The following is a 14067-nucleotide window of genomic DNA, read 5'->3' as shown; positions in this document are numbered from 1 at the left end:
CGCCTCATGATCCAAGCCAAGCAGGCGCTGCTCGCCGCACTCGCCGACTCTCTCCAGGAAATCGCCCCCGGCTCAGGCGCCGCCGCGGCCTTTGAATCGCCCAAGCAGGCCGCCCATGGCGACTTCGCCTGCACGGCCGCCATGCAGCTGGCCAAGCCACTCAAGGCCAACCCGCGAGAGCTGGCCACACGCCTGATCGAAGCGCTGCAGGCCAAGCCGGCCTTCCAGACCTGGGTGCAGGCCCTGGAGATCGCCGGCCCCGGCTTCATCAACATTCGCCTCAAGCCCGAAGCCAAGCAGGCCGTCGTGGGCGAGGTGCTTGCCGCAGGCCCCAAGTTCGGCCACCGACCGGGCACCGGCAAGCACGTGATGATCGAGTTCGTGTCGGCCAACCCGACCGGCCCGCTGCACGTGGGCCATGCGCGCCAGGCCGCGCTCGGCGATGCGTTGTGCTCGGTCTTCCAGACCCAGGGCCACGACGTGACCCGCGAGTTCTATTACAACGACGCCGGCGTGCAGATCGCCACGCTGGCCAACTCCACGCAGATGCGCCTGAAAGGCTTCAAGCCCGGCGACGCGCAATGGCCCGAGGCCGCCTACAACGGCGACTACATCCAGGACATTGCCGACGCCTTCCTCAGGCGCGAGACCGTCAAGGCCGACGACCGCGAGTTCACGGCCAGCGGCGACGTCGACGACCTCGACAGCATCCGCCAGTTCGCCGTCGCCTACTGGCGCCACGAGCAGGACCTGGACCTGCAGGCCTTCGGTCTGACGTTCGACAGCTATTTCCTGGAGAGCAGCGTCTCCGCCGGAGGCCAGCTGGAAAAGGCGGTCGAGCGCATCGTCGCCAATGGCAAGACCTATGAGGAAGGCGGCGCGCTGTGGTTCAAGTCCACCGACTACGGGGACGACAAGGACCGCGTGATGCGCAAGCGCGAGGGCGGATTCACCTACTTCGTGCCCGATATCGCCTACCACATCAACAAGTTCGAGCGCGGCTACACCCAGTGCATCAACATCCAGGGCACCGACCACCACGGCACCATCGCCCGCGTGCGCGGCGGCCTGCAGGCGGTGAACATGGGCATTCCGCCCGGCTTCCCGGACTACGTGCTGCACAAGATGGTCACGGTCATGAAGGGCGGCGAGGAGGTCAAGATCTCCAAGCGCGCCGGCAGCTATGTGACGCTGCGCGACCTCGTGGACTGGACCAGCCGCGACGCCGTGCGCTTCTTCCTGATCAGCCGCAAGGCCGACACCGAGTTCGTCTTCGACATCGACCTGGCCCTCAAGCAGAACGACGAGAACCCGGTCTTCTACGTGCAATATGCCCATGCGCGCATCTGCTCGGTCATCCGCAAGTGGGGCGGCGACGTTGGCAGCGTTGCCCATGCCGATCTCAGCCTGCTGACCGCCCCGACCGAAGAAGCGCTGATGCTCAAGCTTGCCGCCTACCCCGACATGCTGACCGGCGCGGCCGAGGGCATCGCCCCGCATGACGTGGCCTTCTATGCCCGCGACCTGGCCGGCGCCTACCACTCCTATTACGCTGCCGAACGCGTGCTGGACCAGGCGCCCGAGCTCAGCCGCGCGCGCGTCGCCCTGCTGGCCGCCACCCGCCAGGTGCTGGCCAATGCCTTGGGGCTGCTGGGCGTCAGCGCGCCCGAACAGATGAACCGCGACACTCCCGAAACTTCGCCAACCCCGGACAGCGAATGACTGCAGCCTCCAAAACCACCGGCTCCAAGAACCAGAAAGGCGGCTTCGTCCTCGGGCTGATCGTCGGCCTGCTGGTCGGCCTCGCCGTCGCACTCGGCGTGGCGCTCTACATCACCAAGGTGCCCATCCCCTTCGTCAACAAGGTGCCGCAGCGCACCGCCGAGCACGATGCGCAGGAGGCCGAGCGCAACCGCAACTGGGACCCGAATGCGCCGCTGGCCGGCAAGGGTGCGCGCAGCGCCAGCGGGGTCGTCAACCCGCCGCCGCTGACCGCCCCGCCCCCGCCCGGCACGACGGCCAGCGCGGCCGTAGCGGCCGCAAGCGCAGCAGCCGTCAGCGCCCTGCCCAAACCGGTACCCAGGCCCGAATCGCCGGTGACGGCGGCCGCCTCGACACCCACCCCGGCCGGCGCCGAGGCCTATGTCTACTTCGTACAGGCCGGTGCCTACACCCGTACCGAGGATGCCGAGTCGCAGAAGGCCAAACTGGCCATCCAGGGCTTCACGGCCAAAGTGATGGAACGCGAACAAAACGGGCGCACTGTCTACCGGGTACGCCTCGGGCCCGTTGACTCCCGTGACGAGGCCGAAGGCCTGCAGCGCAAGATTGAGGGTGCAGGCTTTGAGGCCAACCTCGTTCGTGTACAACGTTGATCACGTCTGAACCTTAAGGATGCATGACGCCATGAAGCGCCGCGATTTCTCAGCTCTGCTCGCCACCGCGCCCGTTCTGGGCGCCACCGGCACCGCCCTCGCCCAGGGAGGCCCGGTCGAGGGCCGCCACTACCTCGCGCTGAAACCGCCGCTGGCGTCGACGCCGGGCAAGATCGAGGTGATCGAGTTCTTCTGGTACGGCTGCCCGCACTGCTATGTTTTCGAGCCCGCGATCGAAGCCTGGGCCAAGCAGCTGCCGGCCGACGTCGTCTTCCGCAAGGCGCATGTGGCCTTCCGTGCCAACGTCAAGATCCACCAGCGCATGTTCTACGCGCTGGAAGCCATGGGCAAGGAAGCCGCGACGCGGCCCGCCATCTTCAACGCGATGCACCAGCAGGGCCAAACGCTGGACGACACCAAGAGCCAGGCCAAGTTCCTCAGCGCGCTGGGCGTCGATCCGGCCAAGTACCAGGAGGCCTACAACTCCTTCGGTGTGGTGACCAAGTGCCAGCAGGCCGAGAAGCTGTCCGAGGCCTATCGCATCGACGGCGTGCCCAGCATCGGCGTGGCCGGCCGCTTCCTGACTTCGCCGAGTCAGTCCTCCGGCGGCCAGCGCCTGCCCGAGCATGAGCTGGGCCAGCGTGCCTTGCAGGTCACCGACTTCCTGATCCAGCGGGCGCGCAACAAGGCATAGGCGCCTTGGCACGCCGGGGCGGTACGGCGCAAAGAGGTGCCGCGCGCCAAGGCTGCGGGGCGGAAATATTTCCTCAGGCTTCTCTTGGGCGGTTGCCGCCTCGGGAAGGCTCAAAGCGGCGGTCGGCCCCTAGAATGGCCTGCAACTTCCGTGCCGCCATGCCACGCCTCCTGATCCTGCTCGCCCCTGCGCTCGTCTTGGCGCTCGCCTCTTCCGCCGTCCGGGCGGAGAAGGCCGACCGGCTCAAGCCAATGATCTTCACGGCCGAGAAGCAAGGCCGGATCGATGGCGTCAACCAGCGCACCGAGTTGCTGGGCAACGTCATCATCACCAAGGGCAGCCTGCTGCTGAAGGCCGAGAAGGTGGACGTGCGCGAGACCCGCGACGGCTACCACCAGGCCTATGCCAGCGGCACGGCCGGCCAGCCGGTGAGCTTCCGCCAGGCACGCGACATTCCCGGCGAGGCGGTCGACGGCGTGGCCGACCAGGTCGAGTACGACACCAAGACCGAGACCGTGCGGTTCATCGGCAATGCCACCGTGCGGCGCTTGCGCGGCACCGCCGTGGCCGAGGAAGTGACGGGCGCCGTCATCGTCTACGACAGCCGCACCGAGGTCTTCACGCTGGAGGGCGGCAGCGCCTCGCCCAACCCGAACGGCCGCACCCGCATCGTGCTGATGCCGCGCGCACAGCCGGGCGACGAGGCGGCCTCGGCCCCCGTCGCTCCCCTGCCGTTGAAGCCGTCGACGACGCTACAGCCGGGCAAGCCTTCGTGATGGGCAACAACGCCGTGACCCCAGCAGGCTGCGGCAGCCGGCTCGAAGCCGAGGGCCTGGCCAAGACCTATGGCGTGCGCAAGGTCGTCAAGGACGTCCATGTGCGCGTCGATTGCGGCGAGGTCGTCGGGCTGCTCGGGCCCAACGGCGCGGGCAAGACGACCAGCTTCTACATGATCGTGGGCCTGGTGCGATCGGACGCCGGCATCATCCGCATCGACGGCGCAGAGGTGCAACGCCTGCCCATCCACTCCCGCGCGCGGCTGGGCCTGTCCTACCTGCCGCAGGAGGCGTCGATCTTCCGCAAGCTGACCGTCGAGCAGAACATCCGCGCCGTGCTGGAGCTGCAGTTGGACGAACGGGGCAAAAGCCTGTCCCGCGCGCGCATCGACGAGTTGCTGAACGGCCTGCTGCACGACCTGTCCATCGACGGCCTGCGCGACAGCCCCGCGCCCGCGCTGTCGGGCGGTGAGCGCCGCCGCGTCGAGATCGCCCGCGCGCTGGCGACGCAGCCGCGCTTCATCCTGCTGGACGAGCCCTTTGCCGGCGTCGACCCGATTGCGGTGCTGGAGATCCAGCGCATCATCAGCTTCCTCAAGGGCCGGGGCATCGGCGTGCTGATCACGGACCACAACGTGCGCGAGACGCTGGGCATCTGCGACCGCGCCTACATCATCAGCGAGGGCGCCGTGCTGGCCGAAGGCACGCCCGACGAGATCGTGGCCAATGCCGACGTGCGCAAGGTCTATCTCGGCGAACATTTCAGAATGTGACCATGAAGCAGACCCTGCAGGTCCGCCTCAGTCAGCATCTGGCGCTGACGCCCCAACTGCAGCAATCCATCCGCCTGCTGCAGCTGTCCACGCTGGAGCTGCACCAGGAAGTCGAGCAGATGCTGGCCAGCAACCCGCTGCTGGAGACGGAGGAGGAGTTCAGCGTCAGCACGCCGGAGCTGGCGGCGAACGCGCCGGCCGAGGTCGGCACCGAGGCTTCTTCGGGTGAGTCAGAAAGCAGCGGCGAGGTGGCCGAGGCCCCCGAGCTGAGCGCGGACGACTTCGGCGGCACCGAGCGCGAGGACTGGGAGAACGGCACCGAGCGCGACGACTTTGACGGCATCCGCGAGCTGCCCAGCAGCAGCTCAGGCGCCGGCAGCGGCGACGACGGCGAACGCGAGAGCCAGGAGTTTGCCGAGACGACGCTGGCTGAGCACCTGGCCCAGCAGCTTGCCGGCATGTACCTGTCGGCCGAGGACCGGGCCGTCATGCAGATCCTCATCGAGTCATTGAACGAGGACGGCTACCTGGAAGACCCGCTGGAAGAGATTGCCGCCGCGCTGGTCGAGGACGAAGACGACCGCGAGGAGCTGCTGGACCGGCTGCGCATCTCGCTGCGCCTGCTGCAAAGCCTGGAGCCCGCCGGCATCGGCGCGCGCGACCTGTCCGAGTGCCTGGTGCTGCAGCTGAGCGCCTGCGAGAGCTGCCCGGCCCAGGCTGCCGCCATCCTGATCTGCAAGGGTCATCTGGAGCTGCTGGCGCGCCGCGACATGCGCCGCCTGATGGCCGAGACCGGCGCCGACGAGGTGCTGCTGCGCGAGGCCCAGGGGCTGATCACGCGGCTCGAACCCAAGCCGGGCCGCCGCTTTGCGGCAGGCGCTGCCGCCGCCGTCGTGCCCGACGACATCGTCCGCAAGGTAGGCCGCGAGTTCCGCGTCATGCTCAACCCCGAGGTGGCGCCCAAGCTGCGCATCAACGATCTCTACGCCAACGCGCTGCGCGCCACGCGCGGCGGCATCAGCAACTCGCCGCTGGGCGGGCAGCTGCAGGAGGCGCGCTGGTTCATCAAGAACATCCAGCAGCGCTTCGACACCATCCTGCGCGTCAGCACGGCCATCGTCGAGCGCCAGCGCGGCTTCTTCACCCATGGCGAGCTGGCGATGAAGCCCCTGGTGCTGCGGGAGATCGCCGACGAGCTGGGCCTGCACGAATCCACCATCTCGCGCGTGACGACGGCCAAGTACATGGCCACCAGCTGGGGCACCTTCGAACTGAAGTATTTCTTCGGCTCGGGTTTGTCCACCGAAGCCGGCGGCGAGGCGTCCAGCACGGCGGTGCGCGCGCTGATCAAGCAGTTTGTCGCCGCCGAGGACATCAAGAAGCCGCTGTCCGACAGCGCGCTGGCCGCGATGCTGGAGGAGCAAGGTATCCAGTGCGCGCGGCGCACGGTGGCCAAGTACCGCGAGGGGATGAAGATCGCCCCGGCCAATTTGCGCAAAGCGATGTAGGAGCTTCGATGTCACGAGTCCTGTCCATCACGATCCTGCTGGCCGCCTCGTTCGCCAGCCACGCTGCGGGGGCCCAAGGCCTCGTCGAGGATGTGAAGGCCTGCCGGCAGCTGGCCGATCTGGCCCGTCGGGTGGCCTGCTACGACGCGATGAAGCTACCGAACGACCAAACGCCGTCCGCCGCAGCACCGGCTGCGCCGGTCGCCGTCGACTCGGCGGCGAAGTTCGGGCAGGAGTCGGTCAGGTCACCCGCCGGCACACCGGCACTCAAACGCATCGAAAGCCGCATTCTGGGCAAGTTCGCAGGCTGGCGGCCCAACCAGCGGCTGGCGTTGGAGAACGGCCAGGTGTGGCGCGTCGCCGACGACAGCGAGGCGCTGTACGAGCTGCAGGACCCGAAGGTCATCGTTCACCGCGGCCTGCTTGGCGCGTTCTATCTGGAGATCGAGGGCGTTCCCTTCCAGGTCCGGGTCGTCAGGGCGCGCTGAGGCGTGCTCGTGGGTCCGGCCCGCGCCGGATGGCCTCCTCAGTCCTTCGACATCCCGGTCTCCGGTGCCAGCGGCTCGAACACGAAGCGCATGCCGCGTGTGTAACTCTCGGCCTTCGTGCCGGCATGCCGCTCGCCGTCGATGGTGCGGTTCTGGAACACCAGCCCCGCGTGCTTGAGCGTCGGCAGCAGCGCCTGGTAACGCTTGATGCCGGCCAGGAAGCCCGGCCATTCGTACTCGGCGCCGGTCACGTACAACCGCGCGTTGATCGGCTTGCCGGTGGCGGCATAGGCCTTGGCCTTGCCGATGATCCAGTCATTGCCCATGACGACCGCCGGGCTCGCGGCGATGTAGCCCTTGAAAAGATCGGGCTTCGCATACATCGCATGCAGCGCGAACAGGCCGCCGAGCGAACTGCCGGCCAGATAGCGCTGGGCCGGGTCGCCGCGATAGTCGCGCTCCAGCAGCGGGAAGATGTCCCTCTCCAGGGAGGCGATGAACTTGTCGGCATGGCCAGTGCCAAAGGCCAACGGCCCCAGGCGCACCGGCGACAGCTCCCAGGCACGCAGGGCGCCGTAGTCGAGGTTGTCGCCGGCATAACCCAGGCCCACGGTGATGAACTCGGGCACCACCTTGTCGTAGTTCAGGTTGTTGTAGGAGCTGACGACGGTGGCGAAGTCCCAATAGCCATCGGTTACGTACAGCACCGGGTAGCGGCGCTGGGGTTCCTTGGCGAATGACGCCGGAAGATGGATGTGCAACTGGTAGGTGCGGCCGTCGGCGTTCTTGGGCAGCGCGCGCAGCAGCGAGCCCGGCACGGTATGCGCGGGGTAGGCCGGCGCCGGGTCGGCGGCATGTGCCTGAAGCGCGCTGAACAGAAAGGCCAGGGTCAGGAGGATTCGCTTCATGGCTTGCGTCGGTTTGGGATAACGCTGTCCAGTTTATGCGCGGCGACAATCGCGCCCGTGAGCCTGCCCAACAAACTGTCCCTGTTCGTGTCCTGCGCCGGTGGCGTGGAACCCCTGCTCGAAGAAGAGCTCAAGCGCTTTTTGCCGCCCGGCGTGCGCAGCAAGGTGGAGCCTCTGCGCGGCGGCTGCGGCCTGATCGGCACGGCCGAAGATGTCATGCGCATCAACCTCGAGAGCCGGCTCGCGCAGCGTGTGCTGGTCGAGCTGATCGAAGGCCCCTACCGGCATGAGGAAGACCTCTATGCACTGGCGCGGCGCGTCGACTGGCGCGACTGGATCACCCCCCGCGAGACGATCCGCGTCGACACCATCGCGCAGCGCTCGCCGCTGAAGAGCCTGAACTTCACGACGCTGCGCATCAAGGACGCGATCTGCGACCAGTTGCGCGAGCACACCGGCGAGCGCCCCAGCGTGGACACGCAGTCCCCCGACCTGCCGGTGCTGCTGCACGTCGGCCCCGAGCGCGCGGCGCTTTATGTGGACACCTCGGGCGAGCCGCTGTTCAAGCGCGGCTGGCGCGTCGACAAGGGCGATGCACCGCTGAAGGAGACGCTGGCCGCCGCCATGCTGGCGGCCGCCGGCTGGCGCGGTGATTCTGCGCTGCACGACCCCTGCTGCGGCTCGGGCACCATCCCCATCGAAGCGGCACTGATCGCCTGCGACTCGGCACCGGGCCTGACGCGCCGCTTTGCCTTCGAGCGCCAGATCCCGTTTTCCACGCCCGCGATGAAGACCACCTGGGCGGCCATGACCCAGGCCGCGCGTGCACGCATCCACGCGCCGGCCGTGCCCATCTACGCCAGCGACGTGGCCTTCCGCATGGTCGACTTCGCGCGCCGCAATGCCGAGCGCGCCGGCGTGGCGGCCTACATCCAGTTCAACGGCGGCGACGCGCTGGAGCGCCCTGCGCCGCAACTTCCCGAGGGCATGGCAGGCAGCATCCTGATGAACCCGCCGTATGGCGAGCGCATCGAGGTGCGCGGCAAGGCGGCAATGTCCCGTGACGCGCAGGGCTCCGAAGAGCTCGACGGCGGCGACGACTTCTTCCCGCGCCTGGCCGCGCACTGGAAGCGCCAGTACACCGGCAACCCGGCCGGCTGGACGGCCTGGATGCTGAGCCCCGACATGAAGCTGCCCAGCAAGATGCGGCTCAAGGAGTCACGCCGCGTGCCGATGTGGAACGGGCCCATCGAATGCCGGCTGTTCCGCTTCGACCTGGTCAAGGGCTCGGCACGCAAGGTCACCGAGGGCGATGCGCCCGCGTGAGCTGATCGCCGCGGTGGTGCTCGCGTCGGCCGCGATCGCGGCCCAGGCCGCACCCTGCACGCTGGTCTTCGGCCAGGGCCGCAACCCGCCGCTGAGCGGCGGGCCCGACTGGGACGCGCTGCTTGAGCGCTTCAACGCCGCGGTGGCCAACGCGCTGGATGCCGATGGCCGGCGCGCCGTGGCGATGACGGCGTCCAGCACGCAGATCGACCCTGAAGCAGCCGGCATTGAACTGCTGCAGCAGGCCGACCGCCTGCGCTGCGCCACGCTGGCGGAGACCGCCGTCTTTGCCGACCAGCACGACACGCTGGTGCTGCGCCTGCGCGTCTACCCGCTGCTGCCCCAGCTCGGCGAAGGCGGCGCCCTGGTCGGCCTGCGCATCGGCGCGCCGCTGTTCGTCACGCAGCGAGACCTGGACCTGAAGGCGCTACCGCGCCTGAAGCCCGACATGCTCGGCCAACAGATGGCCAGCGACTACCTTCAGCACGACCGCCGCTGATGGGCCGCCAGCCCCGCCAGGGCCGCAGCGCATAGCGCGATGGGCACCAGGCTGGCCCAGTTCATCCACTGCCAGCCGCCGGTCGTGACGAGGGCGCCGGACGAGAACGCGGTCAGCGTCATGGTCGCGTAGACGCCGGTGTCCAGCAGGCCTTGCGCGCGCGTTTTTTCCTCGGGGCGGTAGGCCTGAGTGAACAGCGTCGTGCCGCCGATGTAGAGGAAGTTCCAGCCGATGCCCAGCAGCAGCAGCGCGCCCAGGAAGTGGTGCAGCTCCTGGCCCGACAGCGCGAAAGCGACGCAGCCGAGGTTGAGGGCCACGCCGGCCCACATGACGGGTTGGACGCCCACACGCTTGATCAGCGAGCCCGTGAAGAAGCTCGGCACGAACATGCCCAGCACATGCCACTGCAGCACCAGGCTGGCGTCGGCAAAGGGCAGGCCGCACTGGCCCATCGCAATCGGCGTGGCGGCCATCAGCAGGTTCATGACGCCGTAACCGAGCGCACTCGCCGCCAGCGCCACCAGGAAGACCGGCTGGCGCGCCAGCTCGCCACCGCTGCGGCCACCGGCGCCGGGCGCGGGCTGGACGAGCGCGGGAAAGTCGATCAGCGAGATCAGCACCAGGCCCGCCAGCGCGACGCCCATCAGCAGCAGATAGGCACCCGCGAATGGCGCGGCCAGCAGGTCCTTGCTGGCGCCCGCCAGCCAGGGACCGAGGATGGCGCCCAGGCAGCCGCCGCCCAACACCCAGGAGATCGCCGTCTCGCGCTTGTCGGGCGCGACGAGTTCCGTGGCCGCAAAGCGGTACAGCGCCGCATTGGCGGTGTAGTAGCCAGCGACCAGCGTCGCAAGGACGACGCCCCAGAACTGCTGGTGCAGCACGCTCCACAGCGACGCCCCGCAGCTGACGAAGGCCACGCCCAGGCCGATCTGGAAGCCGCGCCGCCGCCCGAAGCGCAGCTGGTGGCGGCCGACCATGCGCGCCGTGAGCGCACCGCCAGCCACGTAGGCGCAGATCGGCAGCGTCGCCATCCACGGCCGCGGTGCCAGCGCCAGGCCGACCAGGCCATTGATGGCCATGAAGCAGATGTTGTTGGTGAGAAAAAGGCCCTGGGCCAGGACGAGCAGGGCGAGCTTCCTGTTCATGCGGTCAACGCGAGCCACGACAGCACGGCCAGCGGCGCGGTGTCCGCACGCAGGATGCGCGGGCCGAGCGTGACGGTTACGAAGCCGCGCGCGCGCGCGGCGTCTTCCTCGGCCTCGCTCAGGCCGCCCTCAGGGCCGCTGAGGAACAGCGCACGCTGCTGCGCGAAGGCCTCCAGCGGCCGGGCGGCACGCGGGCTCAGCAGGCCGCGCCATTCGTCGTCGCGTGGCGCCAGCGATGCCAGCCAGCTCGCCAGCGGCAGAACGGGCTCGATGCGTGTCGGCACCGTGCGACCGCTTTGCTCGGCCGCGGCGATGGCCACGCCCTGCCAGTGCGCGCGCTTCTTGTCGGCGCGCTCACTCGACAGGCGCAGCACCGAGCGCTCAGCCACCAGCGGCTGCAGCGCCGCGGCACCCAGCTCGGTGGCCTTCTCGACAAGGAAGTCCATGCGGTCATTGGCCGGCATGACGACGGCCAGCGTCACCGCAAGGGCCAGTTCGCGCTGCGGCTGCACGGCCTCGATCAGGCGCACGCCGACGGTGCTGCGGCCCATGGCCGTGACCTCGGCCTGCCATTCGGGACCGCTGCCGTCGAACAGCGTCAGAGCGTCACCGGGCTGCAGGCGCAGCACCTGGACATGGCGGGCCGCTCCGGGCGGCAGCGTGAACTCGCCGCCAGAACTCAGCGGGGCGAGCGGGGTGTCGACGAAAAATCGGGGCAAGTGAGCGGCTCGTGGGAGGACGGGCCGCGAGTGTCCCTCAGCGCAGGCCGAGCGCGTCGCGCACGGCGGCGGCGGCGGCTTCTCCCTTGGCCTTGTGCACCCGCTCGACGAGCTGCAGCGCCAGGCCCTGCAAGGTGGCGAGGCTGTCGGCGCGCTCGACCTCCAGCGCGAAGGCATAGCCCTTGAAGGGGCCGAGAAGCTTGGTCGCCTCGCCGCTCAGATAGGTGTACAGGGCCGCACGGTCCAGCAGCGGTGAGCCGCCCGCAGCGGCCTGGCCGAAGGGCGTCGCAGCGGGTGCCGCGGCGGGCGGCGGTGCGGCAACCGGGGCAGAGGCCCCGGGCCCAGGCGCAGGAGGCGCCGGCTGGGGTGCCAGCGCCTGGCCGGCCGCGTTCTGCGGCGCGATCAGCCCATGCTCGCGCAGCGTCACGAGGTCGGCCTCGGTCGCGCCGGTGACCAGGCGCAGCCATTCGCCGGCCGTCTTGCTCGCGTCCAGCACGAGCAAAAGATTGCGCGCGGTGCGCGACAACGGCAGCGTCCGCGCGCGGATCTCGGCGCGGCCGGTTTCGGTTTTGGAATGCAACAGGTCGAGCACTTTTGGGGGCCTCACCCACGCGCGGGATCAGCGCGCGCAGGTCATCGGGGATCGGTATTCAGCTCTTGTCCCGCAACTCCCTGCGGAGGATCTTGCCAACGGGTGTCTTCGGCAGCTCGGTACGGAACTCAACGATCCTGGGTCGTTTGTAGCCGGTCAGGTTGGCTTCGCAATAGGCCCGCACATCGGCCTCGGTCACATTCGGGTCTTTCTTCACGATGACCACCTTCACGGCCTCGCCGGCCTTGGCGTCCGGCACGCCGACGGCGGCGCATTCAAGGATGCCGGGCATCTGGGTGAGGACGTCTTCGACCTCGGTCGGATACACATTGAAACCGCTGACGAGGATCATGTCCTTCTTGCGATCGACGATCTTGAAGTAACCGCGTTCATCGACGGTGCCGATATCACCGGTGCGGAAGAAACCGTCGGCCGTCATGACCTTGGCCGTCTCGTCGGGCCGCTGCCAGTAGCCGGCCATGACCTGCGGGCCCTTGATGGCGATCTCGCCGGGCTGGCCCATCGGCACTTCGTTGCCGTCGTCGTCCAGCAGCTTCATCTCGGTCAACGGCAGCGGCAGGCCAATGGTGCCGCTGTACGCCGTGCTGTCTGTCGGGTTGCAGGTGGCCGTGGGCGAGGTCTCCGACAGGCCATAGCCCTCGACGATGGGGCAGCCGGTCTTGTCCAGCCACAGCTTGGCCGTGGCCTGCAATACCGCCATGCCGCCGCCCACCGAGATGACGAGCTTGCTCCAGTCCACCGAGCCGAACTCCGGGTGGTTGGCCATCGCCATGAACAGCGTGTTGACCGCCGGGAAGCTGTGGAAGCGGTGTTGCGACAGCTCCTTGAACACGGCCGGCAGGTCGCGCGGATTGGGGATCAGCACATTGGCGCCGCCCATGTGCATGGACAGCATCATGTTCGCGTTGAAGCCGAAGATGTGATACAGCGGCAGCGCGCAGATGGTGACGATCTGTTCACCCTTGGGCACTTTCTTGAGCGCCGGCTGGTACCAGGCCTCGTTCTGCAGGATGTTGGCGACCAGGTTGCGGTGCAGCAGCACGGCGCCCTTGGACACGCCCGTGGTGCCGCCGGTGTACTGCAGCACGGCGATGTCGTCCGGACCCAACTTGGGCGCCTTGTAGGTCAGGCCGCGGCCCTTGGCTAACGCGTCGTTGAAGCGGACGGCACCCGGCAGTTCGAAGGCCGGCACCATCTTCTTCACATTGCGCACCACGTAGTTGACGATGGCGCCCTTGACCATGCCCAGCATGTCGCCCATCGCCGCCAGGATGATGTGCTTGGTGGGCACCGCGCGGATCACCTGCTGCAGCACCGCGGCGAAGTTCTCGATGATGACGATGGCTTTGGCGCCCGAGTCCTTGAGCTGGTGCTCCAGCTCGCGCGGCGTGTACAGCGGGTTCACGTTGACGACCACATAACCCGCCCGTAGCACGGCAGCCACGGCCACCGGGTACTGGAACAGGTTGGGCATCATCAGCGCGACGCGGTCGCCCTTCTCAAGGCCCAGGCTCTGCAGATAGGCGGCAAAGGCGCGCGAGGCCTCATCCACCTGCGCGAAGCTGATGCTCTTGCCCATCATCAGATAGGCGGGCTTGTCGGCATGCTTCTTGAACCCGGTGTCGAGCAGGTCGACGAGGCTGGGGTAGAGCGAGGTGTTGACGTCGCGCGGCACCTCGGCCGGGTAATGCTTCAGCCAGATCGGCTCCATGCCTTGTCTCCTTCTTGGTTGGCCACGATTCTGACCGAAGGCTGACAGCGGACGGGTCAGGGGATTCGATAGCGCGGCCTTGCGGGCCGCGCCACGATCACTCGACAGCCTTGAGCATGTCCTCGACGACCTTCTTCGCATCGCCAAACACCATCATGGTCTTGTCCATGTAGAAGAGTTCGTTGTCCAGGCCCGCATAGCCGGCGGCCATTGAGCGCTTGTTGACGATGATGGTCTTGGCCTTGTAGGCCTCAAGAATCGGCATGCCGTAGATGGCGCTGCCCTTCACGTGCGCGGCCGGGTTCACGACGTCGTTGGCGCCCAGGATGATGGCCACGTCGACCTGGCCGAACTCGCCGTTGATGTCCTCCATCTCGAAGACCTGGTCGTAGGGCACCTCGGCCTCGGCCAGCAGCACGTTCATATGGCCCGGCATGCGGCCGGCCACCGGATGGATGGCGTACTTGACGGTGATGCCCTTCTCGGTGAGCTTGGCGGCCAGCTCCTTCACCGCGTGCTGGGCGCGCGCGAC

Annotated in this window: 15 protein-coding genes; 9 read left to right on the top strand and 6 right to left on the bottom strand. The window is 68.2% G+C overall.

The genetic code is table 11. The features are described from left to right. Positions 1 to 6 precede the first annotated feature (6 nt). The 7 genes from argS (at position 7) to ACT6S0_RS15220 (ending at position 6614) form a co-directional block, all read left to right on the top strand. Positions 7 to 1722, top strand: coding sequence for an arginine--tRNA ligase (gene argS / locus ACT6S0_RS15250; RefSeq protein WP_444764654.1), 1716 nt, complete (start codon positions 7 to 9; stop codon positions 1720 to 1722). Continuing rightward, positions 1719 to 2375 carry an SPOR domain-containing protein gene (locus ACT6S0_RS15245; protein WP_444764653.1) on the top strand — a complete coding sequence of 219 codons (657 nt, stop codon included), beginning with the start codon at positions 1719 to 1721 and terminating at the stop codon, positions 2373 to 2375. Before argS ends, ACT6S0_RS15245 begins: the two co-directional genes overlap by 4 nt. A gap of 31 nt (positions 2376 to 2406) precedes the next feature. Next, on the top strand, positions 2407 to 3069 hold the full coding sequence (locus tag ACT6S0_RS15240; protein WP_444764652.1) for a thiol:disulfide interchange protein DsbA/DsbL: 663 nt from the start codon (positions 2407 to 2409) through the stop codon (positions 3067 to 3069). Between the two features lie 158 nt (positions 3070 to 3227). Continuing rightward, positions 3228 to 3845, top strand: a complete 618-nt coding sequence (gene lptA / locus ACT6S0_RS15235; RefSeq protein WP_444764651.1) for a lipopolysaccharide transport periplasmic protein LptA — start codon at positions 3228 to 3230, stop codon at positions 3843 to 3845. Beyond that, entirely contained in the window at positions 3845 to 4618 is a 774-nt protein-coding gene (gene lptB, locus ACT6S0_RS15230) for an LPS export ABC transporter ATP-binding protein (protein WP_444764650.1), read from the top strand. Before lptA ends, lptB begins: the two co-directional genes overlap by 1 nt. A 2-nt stretch (positions 4619 to 4620) precedes the next feature. After that, positions 4621 to 6126, top strand: coding sequence for an RNA polymerase factor sigma-54 (locus ACT6S0_RS15225; RefSeq protein ID WP_444764649.1), 1506 nt, complete (start codon positions 4621 to 4623; stop codon positions 6124 to 6126). 8 nt (positions 6127 to 6134) lie between these two features. Next, a complete protein-coding gene (locus ACT6S0_RS15220) occupies positions 6135 to 6614 on the top strand; it encodes a hypothetical protein (protein WP_444764648.1) in 480 nt (159 codons plus the stop codon). 38 nt (positions 6615 to 6652) lie between these two features. On the opposite strand, the gene ACT6S0_RS15215 is transcribed toward ACT6S0_RS15220, so the two are convergent. Further along, positions 6653 to 7522, bottom strand: a complete 870-nt coding sequence (locus ACT6S0_RS15215; protein WP_444764647.1) for an alpha/beta hydrolase — start codon at positions 7520 to 7522, stop codon at positions 6653 to 6655. Between the two features lie 57 nt (positions 7523 to 7579). On the opposite strand from ACT6S0_RS15215, the gene ACT6S0_RS15210 reads away from it, so the two are divergent. Both ACT6S0_RS15210 and ACT6S0_RS15205 read left to right on the top strand, forming a co-directional pair. Continuing rightward, entirely contained in the window at positions 7580 to 8848 is a 1269-nt protein-coding gene (locus ACT6S0_RS15210) for a THUMP domain-containing class I SAM-dependent RNA methyltransferase (RefSeq protein WP_444764646.1), read from the top strand. Continuing rightward, entirely contained in the window at positions 8835 to 9347 is a 513-nt protein-coding gene (locus tag ACT6S0_RS15205; protein WP_444764645.1) for a hypothetical protein, read from the top strand. The genes ACT6S0_RS15210 and ACT6S0_RS15205 overlap by 14 nt, the downstream gene beginning before the upstream one ends. On the opposite strand, the gene ACT6S0_RS15200 is transcribed toward ACT6S0_RS15205, so the two are convergent. From ACT6S0_RS15200 to ACT6S0_RS15180, 5 genes are all read right to left on the bottom strand, one after another. Then, positions 9329 to 10492, bottom strand: a complete 1164-nt coding sequence (locus tag ACT6S0_RS15200; protein ID WP_444764644.1) for an MFS transporter — start codon at positions 10490 to 10492, stop codon at positions 9329 to 9331. The two genes, ACT6S0_RS15205 and ACT6S0_RS15200, sit on opposite strands and share 19 nt — an antisense overlap. After that, on the bottom strand, positions 10489 to 11211 hold the full coding sequence (locus tag ACT6S0_RS15195; protein ID WP_444764643.1) for a 16S rRNA (uracil(1498)-N(3))-methyltransferase: 723 nt from the start codon (positions 11209 to 11211) through the stop codon (positions 10489 to 10491). The genes ACT6S0_RS15200 and ACT6S0_RS15195 overlap by 4 nt, the downstream gene beginning before the upstream one ends. A gap of 37 nt (positions 11212 to 11248) precedes the next feature. Next, positions 11249 to 11791 (bottom strand): hypothetical protein, encoded by a 543-nt coding sequence (locus ACT6S0_RS15190; RefSeq protein ID WP_444764642.1) that lies wholly within the window; start codon positions 11789 to 11791, stop codon positions 11249 to 11251. A 70-nt stretch (positions 11792 to 11861) separates the two neighbouring features. Then, positions 11862 to 13535 carry a long-chain-fatty-acid--CoA ligase gene (locus ACT6S0_RS15185; RefSeq protein WP_444764641.1) on the bottom strand — a complete coding sequence of 558 codons (1674 nt, stop codon included), beginning with the start codon at positions 13533 to 13535 and terminating at the stop codon, positions 11862 to 11864. Positions 13536 to 13632: 97 nt separating this feature from the next. After that, a partial coding sequence (locus ACT6S0_RS15180; RefSeq protein WP_444764640.1) for an NAD(P)(+) transhydrogenase (Re/Si-specific) subunit beta occupies positions 13633 to 14067 on the bottom strand: 435 nt, incomplete at its 5' end.

Origin of the sequence: Roseateles sp., assembly GCF_052436255.1 — a bacterium.
In the GTDB taxonomy this organism is placed as follows: Bacteria; Pseudomonadota; Gammaproteobacteria; order Burkholderiales; family Burkholderiaceae_C; genus Pelomonas.
Note: the sequence above shows the minus strand (reverse complement) of the source record. Positions and strands in the feature narration are given on the sequence as shown.

Coding starts and splice junctions, on each gene's coding strand:
- ACT6S0_RS15240 (WP_444764652.1), top strand. CDS start 2,407: ATGAAGCGCCGCGATTTCTCAGCTCTGCTCGCCACCGCGCCCGTTCTG.
- ACT6S0_RS15200 (WP_444764644.1), bottom strand. CDS start 10,492: ATGAACAGGAAGCTCGCCCTGCTCGTCCTGGCCCAGGGCCTTTTTCTC.
- ACT6S0_RS15245 (WP_444764653.1), top strand. CDS start 1,719: ATGACTGCAGCCTCCAAAACCACCGGCTCCAAGAACCAGAAAGGCGGC.
- lptA (WP_444764651.1), top strand. CDS start 3,228: ATGCCACGCCTCCTGATCCTGCTCGCCCCTGCGCTCGTCTTGGCGCTC.
- ACT6S0_RS15215 (WP_444764647.1), bottom strand. CDS start 7,522: ATGAAGCGAATCCTCCTGACCCTGGCCTTTCTGTTCAGCGCGCTTCAG.
- ACT6S0_RS15225 (WP_444764649.1), top strand. CDS start 4,621: ATGAAGCAGACCCTGCAGGTCCGCCTCAGTCAGCATCTGGCGCTGACG.
- argS (WP_444764654.1), top strand. CDS start 7: ATGATCCAAGCCAAGCAGGCGCTGCTCGCCGCACTCGCCGACTCTCTC.
- lptB (WP_444764650.1), top strand. CDS start 3,845: ATGGGCAACAACGCCGTGACCCCAGCAGGCTGCGGCAGCCGGCTCGAA.
- ACT6S0_RS15220 (WP_444764648.1), top strand. CDS start 6,135: ATGTCACGAGTCCTGTCCATCACGATCCTGCTGGCCGCCTCGTTCGCC.
- ACT6S0_RS15205 (WP_444764645.1), top strand. CDS start 8,835: ATGCGCCCGCGTGAGCTGATCGCCGCGGTGGTGCTCGCGTCGGCCGCG.
- ACT6S0_RS15185 (WP_444764641.1), bottom strand. CDS start 13,535: ATGGAGCCGATCTGGCTGAAGCATTACCCGGCCGAGGTGCCGCGCGAC.